The sequence below is a fragment of the Thermus thermamylovorans genome, from assembly GCF_004307015.1.
Classification (GTDB): domain Bacteria; phylum Deinococcota; class Deinococci; order Deinococcales; family Thermaceae; genus Thermus; species Thermus thermamylovorans.
Map to the genome: position 1 here is coordinate 77,499 of NZ_SIJL01000002.1, position 15,546 is coordinate 93,044.

At 69.1% G+C, this 15,546-nt stretch carries 17 protein-coding genes and 1 pseudogene; 7 read left to right on the plus strand and 11 right to left on the minus strand.

The window, feature by feature from the left end:
• Positions 1-3: 3 nt before the first annotated feature.
• Positions 4-708, minus strand: coding sequence for a WecB/TagA/CpsF family glycosyltransferase (locus tag ETP66_RS01935; protein WP_130840102.1), 705 nt, complete (start codon positions 706-708; stop codon positions 4-6).
• The gene (locus tag ETP66_RS01940) at positions 696-1,412 is read right to left on the minus strand and encodes a 2-phosphosulfolactate phosphatase (RefSeq protein ID WP_130840104.1); all 717 of its coding nucleotides are present in this window, start codon (positions 1,410-1,412) and stop codon (positions 696-698) included. Before ETP66_RS01940 ends, ETP66_RS01935 begins: the two co-directional genes overlap by 13 nt.
• A 27-nt stretch (positions 1,413-1,439) precedes the next feature.
• Here ETP66_RS01940 and ETP66_RS01945 point away from each other — a divergent pair, with 27 nt between their 5' ends.
• Complete coding sequence (locus ETP66_RS01945; protein WP_130840106.1) at positions 1,440-2,381, plus strand: thiamine-phosphate kinase; 942 nt, start codon at positions 1,440-1,442, stop codon at positions 2,379-2,381.
• On the opposite strand, the pseudogene ETP66_RS01950 reads toward ETP66_RS01945, so the two are convergent.
• Positions 2,379-2,726 (minus strand): annotated as a pseudogene (locus ETP66_RS01950) (nucleotidyltransferase domain-containing protein); the annotation flags it as partial. The gene ETP66_RS01945 and the pseudogene ETP66_RS01950 overlap by 3 nt on opposite strands.
• Positions 2,683-3,063, minus strand: coding sequence for a HEPN domain-containing protein (locus ETP66_RS01955; RefSeq protein ID WP_130840109.1), 381 nt, complete (start codon positions 3,061-3,063; stop codon positions 2,683-2,685). The gene ETP66_RS01955 and the pseudogene ETP66_RS01950, both read right to left, overlap by 44 nt.
• A 37-nt stretch (positions 3,064-3,100) precedes the next feature.
• Here ETP66_RS01955 and ETP66_RS01960 point away from each other — a divergent pair, with 37 nt between their 5' ends.
• From ETP66_RS01960 to hisH, 3 genes are read left to right on the plus strand one after another with little or no spacing between them, the layout of a single operon-like run.
• Positions 3,101-4,144 carry a pyridoxal phosphate-dependent aminotransferase gene (locus tag ETP66_RS01960; RefSeq protein WP_130840111.1) on the plus strand — a complete coding sequence of 348 codons (1,044 nt, stop codon included), beginning with the start codon at positions 3,101-3,103 and terminating at the stop codon, positions 4,142-4,144.
• On the plus strand, positions 4,137-4,721 hold the full coding sequence (gene hisB / locus ETP66_RS01965; protein ID WP_130840113.1) for an imidazoleglycerol-phosphate dehydratase HisB: 585 nt from the start codon (positions 4,137-4,139) through the stop codon (positions 4,719-4,721). The genes ETP66_RS01960 and hisB overlap by 8 nt, the downstream gene beginning before the upstream one ends.
• A gap of 3 nt (positions 4,722-4,724) precedes the next feature.
• Positions 4,725-5,321, plus strand: coding sequence for an imidazole glycerol phosphate synthase subunit HisH (hisH, locus tag ETP66_RS01970; protein ID WP_130840115.1), 597 nt, complete (start codon positions 4,725-4,727; stop codon positions 5,319-5,321).
• On the opposite strand, the gene ETP66_RS01975 is transcribed toward hisH, so the two are convergent.
• The 5 genes from ETP66_RS01975 to purE form a co-directional block, all read right to left on the minus strand.
• Positions 5,286-6,212, minus strand: a complete 927-nt coding sequence (locus ETP66_RS01975; RefSeq protein WP_130840117.1) for a carbohydrate kinase family protein — start codon at positions 6,210-6,212, stop codon at positions 5,286-5,288. The genes hisH and ETP66_RS01975 overlap by 36 nt on opposite strands.
• A gap of 150 nt (positions 6,213-6,362) precedes the next feature.
• Positions 6,363-7,499, minus strand: coding sequence for a phenylacetate--CoA ligase family protein (locus ETP66_RS01980; RefSeq protein ID WP_130840119.1), 1,137 nt, complete (start codon positions 7,497-7,499; stop codon positions 6,363-6,365).
• Between the two features lie 55 nt (positions 7,500-7,554).
• Complete coding sequence (locus ETP66_RS01985; RefSeq protein ID WP_130840121.1) at positions 7,555-10,866, minus strand: type ISP restriction/modification enzyme; 3,312 nt, start codon at positions 10,864-10,866, stop codon at positions 7,555-7,557.
• Between the two features lie 11 nt (positions 10,867-10,877).
• Positions 10,878-11,972, minus strand: a complete 1,095-nt coding sequence (locus tag ETP66_RS01990; RefSeq protein ID WP_130840123.1) for a 5-(carboxyamino)imidazole ribonucleotide synthase — start codon at positions 11,970-11,972, stop codon at positions 10,878-10,880.
• On the minus strand, positions 11,969-12,463 hold the full coding sequence (gene purE / locus ETP66_RS01995; RefSeq protein ID WP_130840125.1) for a 5-(carboxyamino)imidazole ribonucleotide mutase: 495 nt from the start codon (positions 12,461-12,463) through the stop codon (positions 11,969-11,971). Before purE ends, ETP66_RS01990 begins: the two co-directional genes overlap by 4 nt.
• A gap of 47 nt (positions 12,464-12,510) precedes the next feature.
• Between purE and ETP66_RS02000 the strand changes: the two genes are divergently transcribed.
• The gene (locus tag ETP66_RS02000; RefSeq protein WP_130840127.1) at positions 12,511-13,467 is read left to right on the plus strand and encodes a sodium-dependent bicarbonate transport family permease; all 957 of its coding nucleotides are present in this window, start codon (positions 12,511-12,513) and stop codon (positions 13,465-13,467) included.
• Between the two features lie 3 nt (positions 13,468-13,470).
• Positions 13,471-13,773, plus strand: coding sequence for a P-II family nitrogen regulator (locus ETP66_RS02005; protein WP_130840129.1), 303 nt, complete (start codon positions 13,471-13,473; stop codon positions 13,771-13,773).
• 16 nt (positions 13,774-13,789) lie between these two features.
• On the opposite strand, the gene ETP66_RS02010 is transcribed toward ETP66_RS02005, so the two are convergent.
• Together ETP66_RS02010 and ETP66_RS02015 are read right to left on the minus strand one after the other, a co-directional pair.
• Entirely contained in the window at positions 13,790-14,332 is a 543-nt protein-coding gene (locus ETP66_RS02010; RefSeq protein WP_130840131.1) for a DedA family protein, read from the minus strand.
• Position 14,333: 1 nt separating this feature from the next.
• Positions 14,334-15,029 carry a TerC family protein gene (locus ETP66_RS02015; RefSeq protein WP_130840133.1) on the minus strand — a complete coding sequence of 232 codons (696 nt, stop codon included), beginning with the start codon at positions 15,027-15,029 and terminating at the stop codon, positions 14,334-14,336.
• Positions 15,030-15,203: 174 nt separating this feature from the next.
• Between ETP66_RS02015 and ETP66_RS02020 the strand changes: the two genes are divergently transcribed.
• A complete protein-coding gene (locus ETP66_RS02020; protein ID WP_130840135.1) occupies positions 15,204-15,539 on the plus strand; it encodes a metal-sulfur cluster assembly factor in 336 nt (111 codons plus the stop codon).
• The last annotated feature ends 7 nt before the right edge of the window (positions 15,540-15,546 follow it).

Here is a 15,546-nt window from a genome sequence, read left to right on the forward strand (position 1 = left end):
ATTCTAGCCCTTTTTCCTGAGGACGGTGTAAGCGAAGCGGAAAAGCCGGGGAGCCCGCCGCCAGCGCTTGGGGTCCAGGCCCACCCTTAGGAGCCACTCCACCCCCAGGCGCCGGGCCCAGAGGGGGGGCCTTTGGGCCTCCCCCGCCAGCACGTCCAGGGTGCCCCCCACCCCCATGGCCACCTTGGCCCCCAGGTGGGCCTTGTGGCGGTGGATGAAGACCTCCTGCCTTTCCCCCATGCCCACCAGGAGGAGGTCGGGGCGCTTCCCCTGGATGTCTGTCACCACCGGCCCCTCTTCCCGGAAGTAGCCGTGGTGGCAGCCCACCACCTCCGCCCCCAGGCGCCTCGCCTCGAGGGCCGCCCGCTCCGCCACCCCGGGCTTGCCCCCCAGGAGGTAGACCCGGATCCCGGGGAAGCGGCCGAAGAGGGCCAGGGTGAGGTCCACCCCGGTGACCCTTTCCTTGAGCTCCACCCCCAAAAGCCGCCTGGCAGCCCAGAGGATGCCCACCCCGTCCGGGGTGACGAGCTCGGCCTCGAGGATGGCCCGCTTCAAGGCCCCGTCCTCCTGGGCCCGCACGGCGATCTCCGGGTTCAGGGTCACCACCTGGTGGGTCCTGTCCGCCTGGAGAAAGCCCGCGATGCGCTCCAGGGCTTCCGCCATCCCCACGGGGTCCAGGGGGAGGCCCAAAAGCTCTAGGCGCTCCATGCCACGAACCTCTGGGCGTAGCGGTCCTGGGTGAGGCCGAAGGCCTCCTTGGGGAAGCGGCGCACCCCGGCGAGCCGGGGCACCACGGGATCCACCCCGATGAGGCTGGCCCAGGCCAGCTCCTCCGTGCGCCCCTGGCGGTGCAGGGCCTGGCCCTCTGGGCTTTGGAAGAGGGCTTCCTGGGGGTCGGGGAAAGCCTTGAGGAGGGCGGTGGCCAGGCTGGGGGGGGTTTCCGGAAAGAGGCGCTTGGCCAGAAAGCCTGCCGCCACCACCGCCGAAAGCAGGGGCTCGGGGGCTCCGGCGGGGCGCAGGACGGGCCCTGGCAGGGAGCGCAGGGCCGCCAAGGCGGCCTTGGCGTTGCGGAAGTTGGCCAAGTAGACCTCCTCTTCCTCGGGGAGGAGGCTCGCGTTCAGGATAGGGGCCACCAGGACGGCCTTCTTCCCCCGGACCTCGGCCCCCGTCAGGTCCACCAGGGAGAGGCGGCCGTGGAAGCCCTCGGGGGGAAAGCCTTCCACCTCACCCAAGAGCAGAACCTCTTCCTTCAGCTCCTCCGCCAGGAGGCGGGCCACCTTGGGCCCTGGAGCCACCCAGACCTCTGTGGCCCCTTGGGCCAAGAGCAGGCTAAGGACGCTCCCTGCGGGCAGGGCTTCCACCAGGACTAGGGGATTGGGGGCCGGTGTCCGGCAGAGGTCAACCCGGCACACCCCGCCATGATACCCTAGCCTGGGCGTATGCGGCTCAAGGACCTGGGCGAGCGGGCCCTTTTGGCGAGGCTTTCCCCCATGGGCTACCCGGAGGAGGCCCCCCTGCCCCCAGGGGACGACGCCGGGGGGGTTTGGGTGGGGGGGGAGGCCTGGCTCCTGAAGACCGACGGCTTCCTCTACCGGGAAGTGGCCCTCCATGGCATGGGGCCCTTTGAGGTGGGCTTTAGGGGGGTGGCGGCCACGGCCTCGGACCTCATCGCCAAGATGGGGAGGCCCTTGGGGTTTGCCCTGGGGCTCTTTCTGCCCCCGGACCTCGAGGCGTCCTTTGTCCTGGACCTGGTGGAGGGTGCGGCGGAGGCGGCCAGGCGGCTGGGGGCCCCCCTCCTCGGCGGCGACACCAACGCCGGGCGCGAGGTGGCCCTCACCGTTTCTGGCTTTGCCAGAACCGCCAGCCCCCTGCCCCGAAGGGCCTTCCCCGGGGATCTCCTCTACCTGGCCGGGGACCGTTGGGGCAGGACGGGGGCGGCCATACGGGCCCACTACCAGGAAAGAGACCTGGGGGCCTACCCGAAGATCCGGGAGGCGGCCTTTTACCCCCTGCCCCGGCGGGAACTCCTAAGCCTCGAGGGACTTCCCCGGGGTAGCCTGGACTCCTCCGATGGCCTGGCGGAAACCCTCTGGCAGCTGGCGGAGCTGGGGGTGCGGGTGGACCTGGAAGCCCTTCCCCTCTACCCCGATGTCCTGGCCTTTGCGGGAAGCGAGGAGGCGGCTTTGGACCTCGTCCTCTACGGGGGGGAAGAGTTCGAGGCCGTGTTGGTGGTGCCCCCCGGGGCCGAGGCCCAGGTCCTGGCCCGGGCGGAGGCGGGGGGCCTACCCCTTTTCCGCGCGGGGCGGGTGGGGGAGGGAAGGGGGGTCTTCCTCCGGGGGGAACCCCTTCCCCGAAAGGGGTACGACCACTTCCGCCCCTAGGAGCCACTGGGTTTCCTCCCCCAGGGTCCTGGCGAAACGGGGGCTTCGCCCGGAGAGGGCCCGCCATTCCTCCAGGGTGTAGACCAGGGCCTCCGCGGGCACGGGAAGCTCCTCCAGGGGGAGCCGGGTGGGCCTTTGCCAGGGGGGGAGTTCCGAGGCCGCCACCACCAGGACCAGGTCCAGGTCGCTCCCCACCCCATGGTTCCCCCGGGCGTAGGAACCGAAGTAGCCCAGGGCCAAGAGGCCGGGGATGGGGTGGCGGCGAAGCCAGGTCCGAAGGGCCTCCTCCACCTCTTCCCGGCTAGGCCATCTGAGCACGGGTGAAGTCAAGGATCTCACGGGCATAGCGCAGGGCCTCCTCGCTCTGCAGGGGGCCGTAGTGCTCCGCGGAAGGGCCCTCGGGGAAGGCGTCCGGGTAGCGGGTGGGAATGTAGAGCCCATCCAGGTACCTTGCCTTTTCCACCAGTTCGGGGGGGACTTCCAGGGGCAGCTCCCGGAGGAGCCGGGCGATGAGGTGACCCCAAGCCTCCTGGCCCAGGTGGAGGTGCAAGGCCTTGACCGCTTTCTCCGCGGCCTGCTGGGCGGCGAAGCAGGCCCACTCGTGCCTTCCCGCTCCCCGGGCGATCTCGGCCATCTCCAGGTCCCTTTCCGCCTGGAGGAACCAGTCCTTGGCCCGGTTCACCCTTCCAGTTTACCGACTTCAGGCTATACTCCAGGGTATGCGGGCCTTCAAGGCGCACCTCCAGGGCCTTTCCCCCTACCCCTACAAGAAGGCGGAGGCCCCGGTGAAGCTGGACCAGAACGAAAGCCCCTTTGACCTGCCCCAGCCCCTCAAGGAGGAGGCCCTGCGCCGCATGGCCCGGCTTCCCTGGAACCGCTACCCGGAGATCCACGCGGAGGGCTTGCGGAGGAGGCTTGCCGCCCTCACGGGCTGGCCGGAGGAGGGGGTGGTCCTGGCCCCGGGGTCCAACCTCCTCATCCTGGCCCTGAGCCTGGCGGCGGAGGAGGTCCTGGACCTAAGTCCCTCCTTCCCCCACTACGCCCACGCCGCCAGGATGGCGGGCACCCCCTACCGGGCGGTGCCCCTGGGGGAGGGGTTTGCCCTGCCCTTGGAGGGGCTCCTCGAGGCTTTCCGGGGCGGGATCCTCTTCCTGCCCAACCCCCACGCCCCCACGGGGGCCCTTTTCCCGGAGGAAGCCTTGCGGGCTCTGGCGGAGCGGGCTAAGGAGGTGGGGGGGTTGTTGGTGGTGGACGAGGCCTACCGGGAGTTTTCCGGCACCGACTTTAGCCCCCTGGGGCGGGAAAACCCCCACGTGGCCTTCCTGCGCACCTTCTCCAAGGCTTTCTCCTTGGGGGGTGTGAGGGCAGGGTACCTCCTGGCCGCCCCCGAGGTGGCGGGGGTGGTGCGGGAGGTGCTCCCCCCCTTTGTCCTCCCCGCCCACACCGGGGCCATCCTGGAGGTGGTGCTGGAAAACCCCGGCTACGCCGCGGAGGTGGCGGCCTACGTGCGGAGGGAGCGGGAAAGGGTCTACGGGAGGCTCCTCGCCCACCCCGCCTGGCGCCCCTACCCCAGCCACACCAACTTCCTCCTGGTGCGCACCCCGGACGCGGAGGCGGCCTTCCGCCACCTCCTGGCCCAGGGGGTTCTGGTGCGCCGCCAGGACCGCTACCCGGGGCTTGCGGGGTGCCTGCGGGTGAGCGTGGGCCTCAAGGAGGAGATGGACGCCTTTTTGCGGGCGGCCTTTGGGGTGGCCTATGCGTGAGGCCTCTGTGGAAAGGGCCACGGCGGAGACCTGGGTCCGGGTGCGCCTGGGCCTGGATGGCCCCGTGGGGGGTAAGGTGGCCACGGGCCTGCCCTTCCTGGACCACATGCTCCTGCAGCTCCAGCGGCACGGCCGCTTTCTCCTGGAGGTGGAGGCCAGGGGGGACCTCGAGGTGGACCCCCACCACCTGGTGGAGGACGTGGGCATCACCCTGGGGCAGGCCCTGAAGGAGGCCCTGGGGGAGGGGGTGGGCCTGGAGCGCTACGCCGAGGCCTATGCCCCCATGGACGAGACCCTGGTGCTCTGCGTCTTGGACCTCTCGGGCAGGCCCCACCTGGAGTACCGCCCGGAGGAATGGCCCGTGGTGGGAGAGGCGGGGGGGGTGAACCACTACCACCTCCGGGAGTTCCTGCGGGGCCTCGCCAACCACGGCCGCCTCACCCTGCACCTGCGGCTCCTTTCCGGGCGGGAGGCCCACCACGTGCTGGAGGCCAGCTTTAAGGCCCTGGCCCGGGCCCTCCACCGGGCCACCCGGGTCACGGGGGAGGGGCTTCCCAGCACCAAGGGGGTGCTTTAGCCCGTGAGGACCCTCCTCATCGACTACGGCTCGGGGAACCTCCGGAGCGCGGCCAAGGCCCTCGAGGCCGCGGGCTTTGCCGTGAGCGTTTCCTCAGACCCTCGGGCGCACCTCGAGGCCAGCCTCCTGGTCCTCCCCGGCCAGGGCCACTTCGGCCAGGTGATGGGGGCCTTTCAGGGAAGCGGCTTCGTGGACCGGGTCCTGGCCCACCTGGAAAGGGGGCTTCCCTTCCTCGGCATCTGCGTGGGGATGCAAGTCCTGTACCAGGAGAGCGAAGAGGCTCCCGGGGTTAAAGGGTTGGGTCTGGTGGAGGGGGTGGTGCGGCGCTTTACCCACGGCCGCGTGCCCCAGATGGGCTGGAACCGGGTGGCCTTTGCTGGCCTCTTCGCGGAGCTCTCGGGGCGGCACTTTTACTTCGCCAACTCCTACTATGGCCCCCTTACCTCGTACTCCCTTGGCCGGGGGGAGTACGGGGGCACCCCCTTTACCGCCCTCCTGGCCAAGGAAAACCTCCTGGCCCCCCAGTTTCACCCGGAAAAGAGCGGGAAGGCGGGCCTGGCCTTTTTAGCCCTGGCCCACCGCTACTTCCAAGTCCTCTAGGCGGATGAGCCTCCCCTGGGCCCCCAGGCCCGTGGCCGCCAGGGCGCCTGCCAGGTTGGCGAGCTTGCCCGCCTCCACCGGGGTTTTCCCGCTCAGGATGGCGTGGGCAAAGACGGCGGTGTAGGCGTCCCCGGCTCCGGTGGAGTCCACGATGTCCTCCACGGGGAAGGGTTCGATGAGCTCCTCCCCTTCCGGGGTGACCACGATGGAGCCCATGGCCCCCACCTTGATGGCCAGGCGGTGGAAGCCCTCTTTCCGGAGACGGCCCACCCCTTCGGAGAGGGAGGAGGCCTCCGTCAGGGCCAGAAGCTCCGTCTGGTTCATGAGAAGCCAGGTTACGCCCCGCAGGTACCTTAAGAGCTCCGTGCCCGCCGCCCGTACCGCCCCCGTGCCCAGGTCGGCGAAGACGGGCATCTCCCGCTTCCGGGCGGCCTCCAGGACCTCCACCGCGTAGCTGCGGCTGGGCCCCCCCACCAGGGCGTAGGCAGAGAGGACCACCGCGTCCGCCTGGTCCAGGAAGCGGGGCTTGAAGAGGGAAGGGTCCAGGTGGCGGCTTGCCCCCTCGGCGCTCACCATGGCCCGTTCCCCCCCGGGCACCAGGAGGATCAGCACCGAGCTGGTGGTGTGCTCGGGATCTTCCTGCAGGTGGCGGAGGTCCACCCCCATCTCCCGCACCCGGGCCAGGGCCAGCTCGGCGAAGGGGTCCTGCCCCACCCGACCGGCCAGGTAGACCCGGTGGCCCAGGCTCGCCAGCTGCGCCGCCAGGGTAGCCCCAGCTCCCCCGGGCTTCATCAGGGCCCGGCGGGAGGGGATCTCCTCCCCCGGTTCCGGTATTCGCTCCACGAAGAAGAGAAGGTCCACGGAAACGTCCCCCAGCACGAAAAACCGCATCTTGCCTCCTTCCGCCAAGGCGCAGGGTTTACCCCCACTATAGCGCAAGGGCCCCGTTGCTTTGCCGGAGAGTATATCCGCAGGTTATGAGAAGACGATAACAAAGTGGCCTCCCCGCAGGGAGGCCGCTCCCGGCTTGCTGCGGGGTGCTCAAAAGCGCCGGTCCACCACCAGGCCCCCCTCCAGCTCGGAGGCGAGCTCCACCTCGTCCACCTTCAGGCCCGTGGCCTTCTGGATGGCCTCCAGGAGGCCCGGGGGCACCTTCTCCGCCTTGAGGCGGAGGACCAGCTTGTCCGTGCCCTCCAGCTTCCTCTCCAGCACCACTTGGAAGCCCTTGGGGTCCAGGCCGAAGCCTCCCAGGATGGGGGCGAGCTCCGTGGGGTAGAGCTTGACCCCCTTCACCTTCACCATCTGGTCGGTGCGGCCGAAGACCCCCCGGGGTAGCACGGTAAGCCCCTCCCGCCTCTCGGCGATGGCCAGGTCCCCGGTGCGGAAGCGCACCATGGGCATGAGGGTGCGGCTTAGGGCCGTCACCACCAGCTCCCCCTTCTCCCCCTCGGGGATGGGCTTCAGGGTCTCGGGGTCCAGGACCTCCAGCACCGCCATCTCCGGGATCTCCCAGAGGCCGTCTTTCTCCAGGCGCTCCCCGGCCACGATGCCGAGCTCGCTGGTGCCGTAGGCGTCCAGGGCAGTGCACCCCAGGACGGCCTCCACCTTCTCCCGGAAGCCGGGCACGGAGGTGAAGGGCTCCCCCCCGGCCAGGAGAAGGGGGAAGCGCCCCCCCGCCTGGCCCACCTTGAGGGCGAAGGAGGGGTTGGTCACCAGGACGTCAAAGCCATAGGCCTGGCCGATTTCCGCGATGCGGGCCGCCTCTCCCGGCCCGTGGGGGAAGACCAGGTTCCCGGCGCGCCAGAGGGCCTGGTGGAAAAGCCACCCCCCAGCGAAGACGTGGTAGCTGAAGGCTACCAGCACCTTTTTCCCGGTGAGGCCGAGCCTGCGGTAGTGCTCCGCCAGGGCCTCGGCCTGGTAGCGCAGGTCGTCCTGGGAGAGGTACTCGGGCATCCAGCCCAGGAGGGGGCTTGGGGTGAGGTGCATGAGGCTCGCCCCCGTGGGCGGCCTGGGGTTTTCCTTGAGGTAGGCCACCCACTCCTCCCGGGTGGTGAGGGGAAGCTCCCCCAGGCTTTCCAGGCCGACCCCTTCCGGGTCCACGCCTTTGAACTTTTCCCGGTAAACAGGGTGTTCCTTAGCCGCGCGGATGACCTCCCTGAGCCTGGCGATCCGGTCCATGCTGGCCTCCTTGGGAGGGGATTATACCCCACCGGGACCGGCCGCTCCCCGGGACCTAGAGGAGCCGGTCCTGGACCGCTTCGCCCGCCTCTTCCGCTTCCTCCTCGGGGGGCTTGCGCTCCTCGGGTTTTGGTTTGGGGAGTTCCTCTTCCTGGAAGAGCGGACCCTCCAGCACCTGGTCGAGGAGGGCTTCCTGCTCCGGGTGCAGGCGCAGGGTGCACTCCAGGGCCCAGACCACTTCCAGAAGCTCCCGGCTGAGGTCGGGCCCCCAGGCGGTGGGAAGAATGTGGTCCAGAGGGCTTCCCTTCCTGCCCGCCCCCCGGGTGCGGAAGTCCAGCCAGGCCTTGAGGGGCTGGAAGCCCGAGATTTCGTAGCCCCACACCTCCGGGGTCACGGGGGCCACCTCCCCGTCCCCCACCCTCAGGGTCCGGGTCTTTGGGTCGTAGGCGTGGTCCTGAGGGTAGCTCGAGGGGGCCTTTTGCCAGCGGGCCTCCCCGTGGAGGAGGCAGGCCCCCCCAAACCGCTCCCCGAAGGTATGGCAGCAAAGGAGGCGCCTTCCCAGCTCCACCCCCCTTTGGAAGAGGGTTCCCTCCTTGGTGAGGGGCACCCGCACCGGGGGGTGGCGCACCTCCTCCCGGAAGCGTTCGCTGAAGGCGGGCTGGGCCAGGAGGGCGTAGACGTAGGCCAGGAAATCCTCCGGGGCCACGGGGAAGCCGTAAGCGTCTTCCAGAAGTTCCAAAAGCCCGGGGACCAGGTTGGGCCTCCGGCCTTCCCGGTCCCGGTAGAGGGGGATGACGTCCTTGCCGCCGCGGTTAGAGAAGTGGTGCCGGTCCGGTACGTAGGTGGTGGCGGTTAGGGCAGGCCCTTGCCCCAGGGGGCTTGTGAGAAGGGAGGTGAGGAAGATTTGCTTGGGGCCATAGACGCGCCAAAGGGCAGGCCGAGGGTAGCTGCACACCCTGCCGTCCGCGATGGCCCAGGCCCGGTCAAAGGAGCGATAGCCGTAGCGCAGGATGGCCTCCGGGGGTTCGGTGGGGCTCAAGGAGCTCAAGGGAGGGAGCTTCTCCCCCCTCAGGATGGCGGGGTAGGCGCGGTCCACCCGGCGGTCCCGCTCCTCCCGGAAGGCCGCCTCCAGGTTGGTGGCGGTGAGGAGGGCATGCCAGCGCGCCTCCAACACCTCCCGGGTGGGGCCGATGGGCCAGGTGCGCTTGAACTCTACCCCGCTGTGCTGCCAGGGGAAGAGGTGGGTGAGCCTGGGCCAGGCGGCGTAGGCCCCGGCGGGCTCGGGCACAAAGGGGTCGTAAAGGCCCCGCCCTACCTCCTGGAAGGGAACCCTCTTTAGGTCCTCCATTTCGGCCAGATGGGCGAGCTTTGCCGCCCGCGTGGCCCCGGGCACCCGGTGGTAGAAGACCCGGGCAGGGCGGCCTTCCTCCTTCTCCCCATAGCGCACGGCGAGGGCAATGGCCACGGGGGTCTGGATGGCGAAAACGTTTTCCTCCTTCACCGCCCCCCGGCCCTCGCCCCCCAGGTCCAGGACGTAGATTTCGTCCGCCACCCGGCGCATGTGGGCCCGCATCCCCGCAAAGCCGGGGCCGGTGAGGTAGGAACTGGCGGTGATGAAGGCCACGATGCCGGGGCGCCTGGGGTCTTGCTCAAAAGCCTTCCACAGGGCCCAGCGCCAGAAATAGACGTAGAGGTTGTAGAGGTTCTTGGCGTGGACGCCCAGGCCCAGGGCCTCCAGGGGCTTCAGGAAGTCTTCCAGTAAGGGGGGGCTTTGGCCGTTTTCCGGGTCGCGGGGATGCAGGAGCCAGCCTGCCCGCCTGCGCCTTTCCTCCTCGCTTTCCCCCTGCACCCGGTCGTAAGGGGGGTTGCCCAGGACCACCAGGATGGGCTCCTCGCGCTTCACCCGGCTGGCCCGTTCGTGCTCCTCGGCCAGACGTTCGTAGACCATGCCCAGGCGCTCCAGGGGCTTGCCCCCGTAGGGGTCTTCCAGGGTGTCCGTGAGGTAGACCTTGAGGCCCCCTTCAGGAAGCTGGCCTCCTTCCTCCCGCACCGCCCGGCTCAGGCGGAACTGGGCCACGGCGTAGGGGCCGAGCATCAGTTCAAAGCCAAAAAGCCTTTGGGCCACCTCCGTGGCCTTCTGGCCCCGGAAGCCCGGTCCGTAGAGGGCTTCGGCGTTTTCCAGGGCCCGTTCCAGCACCCCAAGGAGGAAGGTGCCGGTGCCCAGGGCGGGGTCCAGAACCGTCACGCCCTCGTGCCCCAGGCCCCCCGCCCGTTTCAGGCGCCCCTTCAGGAGCCCGTCCACCAGGCGTACCATGGCCCCCACCACCTCCTTGGGGGTGTAGTAGACCCCCAGGTCCTTGCGCAGCTCGGGGTCGTAGGCCGCCAGGNCCATGGCCCCCACCACTTCCTTGGGGGTATAGTAGACCCCCATGTCCTTGCGGAGCTCGGGGTCGTAGGCCGCCAGGAAGTCCTCGTAGAAGTAGAGCCAGGGCTCGGTTCCCCGCTTGGCCAGGGCCTGGGGGTCTATGGCGGCCAGGGCCCGCCTCAGGAGGTTATAGCCCGCGTAGATTTCTTGAATGACAAGGGGATGGTTGGCCAGGAAAAGCGCGTCCATTAGGAGGCCGTGGCCCTCGTGGAGGTAGGCCAGGATGTTTTCCAGGGCGAAGGGCCCTTTGGCCTCGCTCCACTCCAGCCGTGCCAGGAGGAAGGCGTAGGTGAGGAGCTGGGCGAAGGCGTCGGCGAAGGCTTTTTCGTCGGCCCCGGGCAGGAAGGTGCGCCGCCACTCCTCGTAGAGCTTCTTCAGGCTTTCCCCTCGAGGCGGGGGGGCCTCCAGGGCCTCCAGGGCCTCCTCCCGCAGGTAGCGGGCGATGGGGGCGAGGAGCTGGGCCAGCTCCTGGGGGTCCTTGGGGGCGGCAAGGCCCCAGCCCTTGAAGTCCAGGAGAAGCGCTTCAAAGGCCCGCACCTCCTCGGGGCTTGGGCCTTTGGGGCTCAGGTCTGCCCGGTGCAGGGGTTCTCCTTCCCGGTAGAGGAGGAAGGTGAGGCCGTCGGTGTAGATGAGGTTGGGGAGGTGCTTGAAGCGCTCCCACTGCCTCCGGTCGTGCCCGGCGAAGGCCTTGGGGTCCAGGTTTTTCCCAGGGGCCTTGACCTCCACGTAGCCCACCAGGAGGGTACCCTGAAAGATGCCCAAATCCGGCCGCCCCACGCTGTGGTGGGCCACCTCGGTGAAGGCTTCCAGGCCCAGGCGGCGGAAGAGGTTCCGCACCAGCACCTTGAGCTGGTCCTCCGGGGAAAAGCCGGGAGGCGGGGCGGGGTGGTGGAAGACCTCCCGGTAGTCCTTTAGGTAAGCTTCCAGGGCCCGTTCCAGCATTTGCCGGAAGTTTACCACGCCCCCGCCAGGGCGAGGAGGCGGGGAAGGTCCCGGGCCAGGTCCTCCCAGGTGTCCCGCCTGAGGGTCAGGTGCCCCACCTTGCGCCCCGGGCGCACCGCCTTGCCGTACCAGTGGAGGTGGAGGCCGGGGAGGGCCAGGGCCTCCCGGAAGTCGGGCTTTACCCCGATGAGGTTGGCCATGGCGCTATGGCCCCGGGGGGCGGTGGGGCCTAAGGGGAAGCCCAGGAGGGCCCGGAGGTGGTTTTCAAACTGGCTCGTTTCCGCCCCCTCGAGGGTCCAGTGGCCGGAGTTGTGCACCCGGGGGGCCATCTCGTTGAAGAGGAGTTCTTCCCCCACTTGAAAAAGTTCCAGGGCTAGAACCCCCACATATCCTAAGGCTTCCATGGCCTTCTGGGCATAACCTTCTGCCTTCTCCTGTAACGCTTGGGAGGTTCCAGGGGCCGGGGCCAGGGAAAGCCGGAGGATGCCCCCCTGGTGGCGGTTTTCCACCAGGGGGTAGAAGGCCACCTCCCCCCCAAGGCCCCGCACCGCCAGGAGGGACACTTCCCGGTGGAAGGGGACGAAGCCCTCGAGGATCAACCCCTCTCCCCCCAGGGCGTGGAAAGCCTTTTCCGCCTCCTCCCATGAGGTGAGCAGGGCCTGCCCCTTGCCGTCGTACCCGCCCCGGCGGGTCTTGAGGAGGGCAGGGAAGCCCACCTCCGCCAGGCCCTCCCCAAGCTCCTCTAAGGTGTCCACCCTGCGGAAGGGAGGGGTGGGCACTCCCAGGCTCTGCATGAAGGATTTCTCTGCAAGGCGGTCCTGGGCGATCTCCAGGGCCTTGGGGGGCGGGTAGACGGGGAGCTTTTCCGCAAGCCTCCGCGCCGCCTCCACGGGCACGTTCTCAAACTCGTAGGTGATGAGGTCCAGCCCATGGGCGAAGCGGAAGAGGGCCTTTTCGTCCAGATAGTCCCCCACCACGAGCTCCCCCACCCCTCCGGCGCAGGCCTCAGGGCTTGGGTCCAGGAAGCGGAAGGCAAGGCCCAGGGGGTAGCCCGCCAGGGCCAGCATCCGCCCCAGCTGGCCCCCGCCCAGGACGCCGACCCTCACGCCTCCTCCCGGGGGTCGGGGTGGGCCAGGACGGCCTCGGTCTGGGCCTGGCGGTAGGCCTGAAGGCGCGCCATCACCTCGGGGTGGGAAAGCCCCACGATGCTGGCGGCCAGGAGGGCGGCGTTCACCGCTCCCGCCCGGCCGATGGCCAGGGTGCCCACGGGAACGCCCGCGGGCATCTGCGCGATGGAAAGGAGGGAGTCTAGGCCCCTTAGGGCCTGGCTTTCCACCGGCACCCCCAGGACGGGCAGGGGGGTGTGGGCGGCGGTCATGCCGGGGAGGTGGGCCGCCCCTCCCGCCCCGGCGATGATCACCAAGAGGCCCCGTTCTTTAGCGCTTTTGGCGTACTCCGCCATGAGGTCCGGGGTGCGGTGGGCGGAGACGATGCGCACCTCGTAGGGCACGCCCAGGGCGTCCAGCGTCTCCGCCGCGTGGCGCAGGGTCTCCCAGTCCGACCTCGAACCCATGATCACGCCCACCAAAGGCCGCATCGTACCGGATTGTACCAAGCCCCCTTCCCCGTGGTAGAAGGCAGGGCATGGACGCCCTGGAACTCCTAAGGCTCAACCTCCTTTCCCCCATGGTCCTGGCCTTCGCCCTGGGGGTTTTGGCCCGCCTCCTCAGGAGCGACCTGGCCTTTCCTGAGGCCCTGTACACGGCCCTTTCCCTTTACCTCCTCTTCGCCATCGGCTTCAAGGGGGGGGTGGAGCTTTCCAAAACGCCCCTGGCTGTCCTCCTCCTGCCCCTGCTGGCCACCCTCTTCCTGGGCCTGGCCCGACCCCTCTCCGGCTACCTGGCGGCCCGGCGCCTTCTCCGGGTGGACCGGGTGGACGCGGGGGCCCTGGCCGCCCACTACGGCTCCGTCTCTGCGGTCACTTTCCTCGCCGCCCTCACCTTCGCCCAGGGGCTGGGCTACCGGCCGGAGGGCTTCCTCCCCACCCTGGTGGCCCTTTTGGAGGTGCCAGGTATCGTCCTGGCCCTCCTCCTCGCCAAGCGGGGTGGGGGGAACCTGGGGGAGGCCTTCCAGGAGGTGCTCACGGGGAGGAGCGTGGTTCTCCTCCTGGGAGGGCTCGCCGTGGGGGGGCTTTCGGGGGAGGCGGGGATGGAGCGGGTCAAGCCCTTCTTCGTGGACCCCTTCTACGGGGTCCTCACCCTCTTCCTCCTGGACCTGGGGATGGTAGCGGCCTCGAGGTTCGCCACCCTCAAGCAGATGGGCTTCCGCCTGCTGCTCTACGGCACCCTCCTCCCCCTCCTCCATGGGGCCATAGGGGTCTACCTCGGCCACCTGGCGGGGCTTTCCCTGGGCGGGGCCACCGTGCTTGGAGCCATGAGCGCCAGCGCCAGCTACATCGCTGCCCCGGCTGCGGTGCGCATCGCCCTGCCCGAGGCCAACCCCAGCCTGTACCTCACCGCCAGCCTGGCGGTGACCTTCCCCTTTAACCTGGTCTTGGGTATCCCCATGTATCACGCTTTGGCCAGGTGGATAGGGGGGTGAGGCATGGACCTGGTGCCTTTGAAGCTGGTGACCATCGTGGCGGAAAGCGTCTTGGAGAAGAAGCTGGTGGAGGAGGTCAAGCGCCTGGGGGCCAAGGGGTACACCGTTGTACCCGCCCGGGGGGAGGGTTCCCGGGGGATGCGGAGCATCGACTGGGAGGGGCAGAACATCCGCCTGGAGACCATCGTTCCCGAGGAGGTGGCCCTCAGGATCCTCGCCCGCCTGCAGGAGGCCTACTTCCCCCACTACGCCGTCATCGCCTACGTGGAGAACGTCTGGGTGGTCCGGGGGGAGAAGTACGTGTAGGCCTCGGTTCAGCCCCTCAGGCCCCAGGCGCCCTGAGCTTCCGGTGCAGGAGGGGCAAAAGGGCCAGGAGGAGCAGGGTGGGCCAGAGGATCCAGGGGGATACCGTCTGCCCCAGGAAGAAGGCCAAAAGGACCAGGCCCTGGGTCCAGAGGAGGCTTCCCAGGGCGGTGAGGAGAAGGTAGGGCAACAGGGGGAACCCTAGGGCCCCAAGCAGGAAGGGCACCGCCGTGCGCATCCCCGGCACGAAGGGGGCGAGGAGCAGCGCGGAAGGGCCATAGCGCAAGAGAAGCCGTTCGGCCCGCCTTATAAGCCCCTGGGGGAAACGGGCCCTCACCCTGGGCCCCAAGGCCCGGCCCAGGGCGTACCCCACCCCGTGCCCCAGGTAGCTGCCCAGGAAGAGGAGGGGAAGGAGGGGGAAGAGGCCAAGCCTCCCTTCCCCGGCCAGGGCCCCCAGGGCCAGGAGGAGGGTATCCCCCCCAGGGACGAGGAGGCCGAAGGGAAAGCCCACCTCCAGGAAGAGGAGGAGGGTGGGGACCAGGTAGGGCCAGGAGGCGTTCATCTTAAGAGGCTTGGGGCGCCGGCTTGCGCAAGGCCCAGAGGCTCCCTAGGAGGAGCACCCCCAGGATGAGGAGGCTGAAGGTCTCCTTGTCCAGGCCCACCGCCAGCTCGGGGCGATGGAGGGCTTCCTTGGCCAACTTGTCCCAGCCGCCCAGCAGGAGCTTCACCCCCGCCAGGCCCACCACCCCGTAGGCCAGGTGCTTGAAGCGGGGGTAGCGGTCCAGGAGGCTCACCACCAGGCTGGCCAGCATCCTTAGGGCCAGGATCCCCAGGAAGACCCCGGTGTAGATGACCCATAGCTTGTCGGAGAGGGCCACGGCCACCAGGACCGAGTCCACGGCGAAGGCCAGGTCCATGAGCTCCACCTGGGCCACCACCTTCCAAAACCCTGCGGCGCTTACCTCCAAAGGAGGGGGGGCGTGGGCTTCCTCCGGCTTCAGGAAGTGCCTGAGGGCGATGTAGAGGAGGTAGGCCGCCCCCAGGGCCTGCACCCACCAGAGCTTGATGACCAAGGCGGCGAAGAGGAGGGCCAGGCCGCGGAGGACGTAGGCCCCCAGGATGCCGTAGAAGAGGGCTTTGCGCCGCAGGTGGTGGGGGAGTTTCTGCACCATCACCCCCAGGATCAGGGCGTTGTCCGCCGAGAGGATGACCTCCAGGGCCACCAGGATCAGGATCACCGAGAGAACGCCCGCTTCCATTCACCCCTCCAAAAGAAAGGACCACCGCTTCCTGCGGTGGTCTTGCCCGGGCTTCCTGCCCCCGGCCTCCCGGGGCCCTGGGGCCCGTCCTGACGGGAGGCCGGCTTGGGGCTACTCCCCAACCGGGGCCATTATACCCAAAAGGGGATGGGGTTTCCTGGCTATACTGGGGGCATGGACAGGGAGGTGAAGGAGCTCCCCACCAAGGAGCAGGTCCTCGAGGCCCTGAAGGTGGTCTACGACCCGGAGATCCCCGTGAACATCGTGGACCTGGGCCTCGTGTACGACGTGGAGGTCCACGAGAACGGGGTGGTGGAGGTCACCATGACCCTCACCGCCATCGGCTGCCCGGCCCAGGACGTGGTCAAGGCGGACGCGGAGATGGCGGTCATGCGCCTGCCCGGGGTGCAGGGGGTGAACGTGGAGTTCGTCTGGACGCCCCCCTGGACCCCCGCCAAGATGACCGAGGAGGGCAAGCGCATGATGCGCATGTTCGGCTTCAACGTGTGAAAATAGG

Bases quoted from the DNA above. Each gene is read 5' to 3' on its own strand.
- ETP66_RS01935 (WP_130840102.1), bottom strand. From the start codon at position 708: ATGGAGCGCCTAGAGCTTTTGGGCCTCCCCCTGGACCCCGTGGGGATG.
- ETP66_RS01945 (WP_130840106.1), top strand. From the start codon at position 1,440: ATGCGGCTCAAGGACCTGGGCGAGCGGGCCCTTTTGGCGAGGCTTTCC.
- ETP66_RS01960 (WP_130840111.1), top strand. From the start codon at position 3,101: ATGCGGGCCTTCAAGGCGCACCTCCAGGGCCTTTCCCCCTACCCCTAC.
- hisB (WP_130840113.1), top strand. From the start codon at position 4,137: ATGCGTGAGGCCTCTGTGGAAAGGGCCACGGCGGAGACCTGGGTCCGG.
- ETP66_RS01975 (WP_130840117.1), bottom strand. From the start codon at position 6,212: ATGCGGTTTTTCGTGCTGGGGGACGTTTCCGTGGACCTTCTCTTCTTC.
- ETP66_RS01980 (WP_130840119.1), bottom strand. From the start codon at position 7,499: ATGGACCGGATCGCCAGGCTCAGGGAGGTCATCCGCGCGGCTAAGGAA.
- purE (WP_130840125.1), bottom strand. From the start codon at position 12,463: ATGCGGCCTTTGGTGGGCGTGATCATGGGTTCGAGGTCGGACTGGGAG.
- ETP66_RS02000 (WP_130840127.1), top strand. From the start codon at position 12,511: ATGGACGCCCTGGAACTCCTAAGGCTCAACCTCCTTTCCCCCATGGTC.
- ETP66_RS02005 (WP_130840129.1), top strand. From the start codon at position 13,471: ATGGACCTGGTGCCTTTGAAGCTGGTGACCATCGTGGCGGAAAGCGTC.
- ETP66_RS02010 (WP_130840131.1), bottom strand. From the start codon at position 14,332: ATGAACGCCTCCTGGCCCTACCTGGTCCCCACCCTCCTCCTCTTCCTG.
- ETP66_RS02015 (WP_130840133.1), bottom strand. From the start codon at position 15,029: ATGGAAGCGGGCGTTCTCTCGGTGATCCTGATCCTGGTGGCCCTGGAG.
- ETP66_RS02020 (WP_130840135.1), top strand. From the start codon at position 15,204: ATGGACAGGGAGGTGAAGGAGCTCCCCACCAAGGAGCAGGTCCTCGAG.